Consider the following 6,000-nt stretch of genomic DNA (forward strand, 5'->3'; position numbering starts at 1 on the left):
AAAGCCCCTTTTTTATAAACTTAATTATTAATTTTGGTATTGTCTAATTGTAAATAATTATTTTTTGAAAATATATCTGTTAATATTTTCCACATGTTCTTCATAAGTAACAGAAAATGCATGTTTTCCTGTTCCGTCTGCTACAAAGAAAATATAATCAGTATCTGCAGGATCCAATGCCGCTTCTATAGCTTTAGCACCAGATGAACATATAGGACCAGGAGGAAGTCCTGTATTTTTGTATGTATTATAAGGGTGTTCCATACGTAAATCAGCATATTTAAGATTTGGCTTTTCTATATAATCACCTTTTACCAAAGTCATAGCATATATTGTTGTAGGGTCAGCTTCCAATCTTTTATCTATTTTCAAACGATTGTAATAAGCAGATGATATTAATCTAGGATCATCAAGAGGTCCCATCTCTTTTTCTACTATTGAAGCCATAGTCAATATTTCATGAACATTTCTACCCATTTTCTTGGCCCTTTCCTCTAAATCAGGAAATTGCTTAAAAAGTGAGTCTATCATATACATAACTAATATTTTAGTTGGATTTCCTTTTACTATATAGTAAGTAGAAGGGAATATGTAGCCTTCAACGCTATCGGAAGGAATATTATATTTTTTTAATATCTCTTTATCATGGCAAACTTCCAAAAACTCTTTTTTAGTAGTAAAGCCTTGAGATTCTAAATAAGTTCCTATTTCATAAATATTTTTTCCTTCAGCAATAGTAAGTCTTACCATAGCCTGTTTTCCGCTATTAAGATGCTTCATAATGTCTATCATGTTCATATTTCTGCTAACTTCATAATAGCCGCTTAAAAGTTTTCTGTCATATTTAAGATATTTAGCAAATAATAGGAAGACTTTAGAATTTCTAATAAGTCCCTGCAATTCCAATTTATTAGCTATAGTTGAAGCACCTTCACCCTGTTTTATTTCAAAGTATACTTTTTCACTATCTTTGCTAATAGGACTAATCATATACTGAATGAATGCCACAGATGAAGCGGATACTATAGCAGCAAGTATAATTAATATAATAAATAATTTTTTCATAATTTTCCCATTTTTTTATTAGGTAATTGCTTTTAGATAAAACAAATGATAATACAATATGTAATAATTTTTGACATAATTATTTTTCTATATTGTTATGTATATCATTTATAGATATTTCTTTTTCTTCGCCGCTGTCCATATTTTTTAATTTGCACATTCCTCTTTTGAATTCATCTTCTCCAAGAACAACAGCATATTTAGCATTTCTTTTGTTAGCGGATTTGAACTGACTTTTAATAGATTTAACAGCAAAATCATAATCACAGCTTATATTATTAGCTCTTAAAGACTGCATAATTTTTAAAACTTCATTTTCAGTTTCTTTAAATGCCACAATATAAGCATCAAGTCTTTCAGTAATGATATTATTTTGATTTTCTAATACAAGTAAAAGCCTTTCTATACCCATAGCACTTCCAACAGCTGGAACATCTTTTCCATTATTGAAAATACCAATCAAATTATCATATCTTCCGCCTCCAAGTATGGCACTTTGAGCCCCTAAAGCATTTGTTTGAACTTCGAAAGCGGTTTTTGTATAATAATCTAAGCCCCTAACAAGTTTATGATCAACAGTAAATTTCTGTCCTATTCTTGTAAGTTCTTCGCATAATTTATCAAAATGTTCTTTACATTCATCGCATACATAATCATAGAATTTTGGTATATCTTTTATTGTTTCTTTACATTTTTCATTTTTGCAGTCTAATATTCTTAATATATTACCCTCATATCTTTTTTGACAAGTTTCGCAAAGTTCTTCTTTTCTGCTTCCAATAGCCTCTTTTAAAGCATTATTATAAGAAGGCTTACATTTAGAACATCCTACAGTATTTATTAGAAGATTAACATCATCAATGCCAAATTCTTTTAATACATTTATATTTAGAAGTATGATTTCAGCATCTATCAAAGGAGAGGAATTTCCTATACACTCAACTCCAAACTGATTAAATTCTCTGTATCTTCCCTTTTGAGGACGTTCCGCCCTATACATAGTACCTAAATAAAATAATTTGTTTATAGCAAACTCATTTTGCATAGAGTTTTCAACATAAGCACGAGCTACAGAAGCAGTACCTTCAGGTCTTAAAGTGAGTGATCTTCCTCCTCTATCTTCAAAGGTAAACATCTCTTTTCCTACTATATCAGTACCCTCTCCTATTCCTCTAGTGAAAAGGTCTGTATACTCAAATAAAGGCGTTCTTATTCTGCCGTATCCATAAAGTTTTACTATATTTTTTATTTTATTTTCTATATATTCTAGTCTTTTAGAAGAATCATAGAAAAAATCGTTTGTACCTCTAGGTTTTTTTATATCTAACATATTAACTTGTCCTAATTATTTATTTTTTTAATTTAAAACTTCCTGAGTTTTACTGCTTCCAGCCTTAGATGCATTCTTTGGAGGCTCATATATAGGTTTTGAATTTCTAACAGCTCTAATACCTGTTATTTTTTCTTCATAAGAAGGCATAGATGATAAATCTTTAAACATTGTAGAAGAATAATCTAATATTTGAGTATTTTGTGGTTTGGATGATAGTATTTTTGAAAACTCTTCCAATTTAGCAGCATCTGCAACACCTATTTTGCTTCTCCAATAAAGAACAGTAGGATAATATCTATGATCTTCGGCTAAAGAAGAACCAACTTCAGCAAACATCTTATCAGCTTCATATAAATCATTATAAGCGAATAAGTTAACTGCACCTAAATAAAGTCTAGTTCTCATCAAAAGATTAGAATTATCTTTTTTATTGTATGCAAATGTTAAATCTGATTTAGCCTGAGCAGCAAATTCTGCAGATCTTCTTCCTTCATTTAGAAATCTTGAATAATAGGCAACTCCTCTATAATATGTATATTCCTCTACGGATATTCCCATATATTCATTATAAGGATTGGTATTAAACCATTCTGTTGCCACTTTAGCAGGTCTTGATAATACATCTCTTATTATATTTCTTGTGTTTTCAGCATTTCCGTCATATCTATTAACAGGTGTATTTTCTTTTCCTACTGTTACTGAAACATCTTCTTTCTTTTCTTCTTCTACTATTTCTTCTTCTCCATCATTTAATTCTTCTTTTATCTCTTCTTTTAGTCCATCTAAATCATTTGTAGTAGTACTAGTATGATCTTTTATTATTATAGAGAATAGATTGTATTTATCTTTTTCAACTTTTACTGCATTAGTATACAGTTTATCTCCGAAAGATATATAAGCCTCATACATTCCTTCAGAAACATCTATAACGAAGTTTGTAGAAACTTCCGTATTGAATGAATAATCTTCTATATCAACACCTATAGGGCCATTATTAGGGCTTTTATCTATCAATATAGTTAATGGGTATAAAGGTTCATTTTCAATTTCTGTTTCTATATTTGTAGGTTCAGGAATATCTTTTTCCTCTTTTGTACCTCTTAGTATATTTGTTTTATATTCAATAGTTTTAGGGTCATCTATAACTATTTCATCAACTATTTCTTTTTCTATAGAAGGTATTTTTCTATTTGAAGCATTTTCAGGAGTTTTTTCTCTTTTAGCTATATCCTGAAGCTCATCTAATTCTTCTTTTTCCTCTGGAGCTATTTCTGTTTTTACTAAATCTTCTTCAGACTCTTCATTTTTTTCTATTTCTTTTTCTATTTCATCAATATTTTTAGCAGGAGAATATCTTTCAAAAGTATCGAATTTTTGTGCTGTAAATACAGAAAGTCCTTCTTCTTCTGGAAGTATAGGAATAGAATTCTTTATTAATGTATAAACGTCCATATTAGAAGTAGTCCATTCATAAACCTTCTGAGTCATATCTTGAGGAGATTTTAACTTTTTCATCATTTCATTTATAGGCTTATTCTCCCCTGAAAAATAATCATATATCTTATTATTAGGATTTTTTGATAAAATATTTAAAGTTTCATAATAACTTTCATAAACCATAGGAGTAATATAACTTAAATACATAGTCCAATATATTGCTGTAGGATAGTGGGGATTAGAAGTTTTGCAATTGTCAGCATAGTATTTAAATATCCTAGCAGGTAATTCTTTATCTCCAGGTAGTATTGTAAGTATTCCTCCTAAATATAGGAAAGCTCTATCATTGTAAGAATATACAGGGTCGTTAGGTAATTCTAAAGCCTTTCTAAAATCACTAGCTGCCCTATTAACTTCTGTTCTGGCACTTCTAAATTTTACAAATGATAAATATCTGCTTACACCTCTGTAAAAGTCAAATACATATTCATTTACACCATATTCATCGGAATAAGAATTTTTCTTAAACCAATCTATAGATTTTTTAGGAGATTTAGTTTGTAAATCTTCTATATAATCTGGAAATGTTATACTATTTTGGGAAAATAATGGGAAATATAGCAGCAATATAAATGCAATAACTTTTTTCATTGTTATCTCCGAATATTTTTTAACTATTCTTTAAAATATCGACATCTGTTAAAAAACTTAAGTTATTTTACTATAAAAAAATATAATATCAAGCATGATAAAATATTTTTGTGTATAATTAAACTAAATATTAATTTAATAGTAAAATATAAACTCATAATTTTACTATCATAAAAATATATTATATATTTTAATGTTTTATATCATAATTTGCAATATCTTGTTTAGATTTATGAATTAATACTATGCTAAATATTTTTTATATATAATAGTAAAATTTGATAGTTTACATAAGAAAATATTATGATAATATAGAAAAAATGGAAATTTTAAGCGAATTTTACCATCCTAAGAAACTAAAACATTTAAATACTATTGACATATACATTAACATAATATAGAATTATGTTAATATACTATATTTACGGAGTTTTTTTATGACCCCTGTTCTTCAATTAATACTAACATTCGTTGTTCCTCTATTATTTATCGGTATATACAGCGTAATCAATAGAAAAAAAAATTACAGCAATAATGATTTTAATGAAATGTTTGCTGAAGAAAAAGCTGTTTTGGAAGGTATTGTAGAAGAAAAAATATCTGAAGTTAGAGATAATGCTATAGATTTGGAAATAGCAGTTAAAAAGGCTGGCTTTATAAGCAAATCTATGGAAGAGGATCTAGCTAAATTAAATAAAAGGATTGAGTCATATAAAGACTATAAGGCTGCGGTATCTCAGTATCAGGAGCAGGTTGATTCTCTTGAAGAAGCTTATTTGGAGATATTGAATAAAGTAGATACTGTATTAAAAGAACGTAATACTATAGAAAAGACTTATAAAAGAATATCCGATGTTAAGGCTAAAATGACAGAATTAGAAAAGAATGTCGGATCTATACAGGATAAATTGATAGAATCTTATAATTCTAAATTAAATGAGTTTGAAAGCGAACTTTATAAGAGATTTGATGCCCTTACTACTAACCTTTTAGCTCGTGATGCTCATTACAGTACTATGGCAGAACAAGAAAAAGAGAAAATATCAGCTCTTACAGAAGAATTCAAACTCCATGTCGCTAAAAAAGAAGAATTATTTACTAATCAGCTTACTCAGCTTGCTGAAAGAACAGCCCGTCATAATATAGAACAATTAGCAGAACTATTTGAGAAAGGTAGAGATGAGCTTATAAACAAATATTCATCATTCGCTGATGAGATAGATGTTAAATCTAAAGATATAGAAAATCGTTATGAAACTTTAAGCCAATCTAAAGACGGTCTTGAAACAGAATTAAACAATTTAAGAGATACTATACATGACAGACTTAATTCTATAACTGAATCAAGTGTATTAGAATTCAAAGATGAAATGGAAAAAACTAAAGAGATGCTCTACTCTACTCTTAAAGAAGGACTTGAGAAAATAAGTCAGGATAAAGAGGAGTTTTTGGATTCTATAGAACAGAAGGCACATTCTTTAGAGAAGTCTATAGATGATATAAAAGATAAATCA

At 28.4% G+C, this 6,000-nt stretch carries 4 protein-coding genes; 1 reads left to right on the top strand and 3 read right to left on the bottom strand.

The annotated features are described in order from the left end of the window. Positions 1-57: 57 nt before the first annotated feature. The 3 genes from mltG to Q0K19_RS09275 all read right to left on the bottom strand — a co-directional run bounded on the left by mltG (position 58) and on the right by Q0K19_RS09275 (position 4,486). Positions 58-1,065: an endolytic transglycosylase MltG gene (mltG, locus tag Q0K19_RS09265; RefSeq protein ID WP_297247475.1), complete on the bottom strand. Its 1,008-nt coding sequence runs from the start codon at positions 1,063-1,065 to the stop codon at positions 58-60. 79 nt (positions 1,066-1,144) lie between these two features. Then, on the bottom strand, positions 1,145-2,395 hold the full coding sequence (gene hisS / locus Q0K19_RS09270; protein WP_297247477.1) for a histidine--tRNA ligase: 1,251 nt from the start codon (positions 2,393-2,395) through the stop codon (positions 1,145-1,147). 27 nt (positions 2,396-2,422) lie between these two features. Beyond that, on the bottom strand, positions 2,423-4,486 hold the full coding sequence (locus tag Q0K19_RS09275; protein WP_297247479.1) for a hypothetical protein: 2,064 nt from the start codon (positions 4,484-4,486) through the stop codon (positions 2,423-2,425). A gap of 437 nt (positions 4,487-4,923) precedes the next feature. Here Q0K19_RS09275 and Q0K19_RS09280 point away from each other — a divergent pair. Continuing rightward, the coding region (locus Q0K19_RS09280) for a hypothetical protein (RefSeq protein ID WP_297247481.1) at positions 4,924-6,000 on the top strand (1,077 nt) is incomplete at its 3' end.

It is taken from the genome of uncultured Brachyspira sp. (assembly GCF_944393015.1).
In the GTDB taxonomy this organism is placed as follows: domain Bacteria; phylum Spirochaetota; class Brachyspiria; order Brachyspirales; family Brachyspiraceae; genus Brachyspira.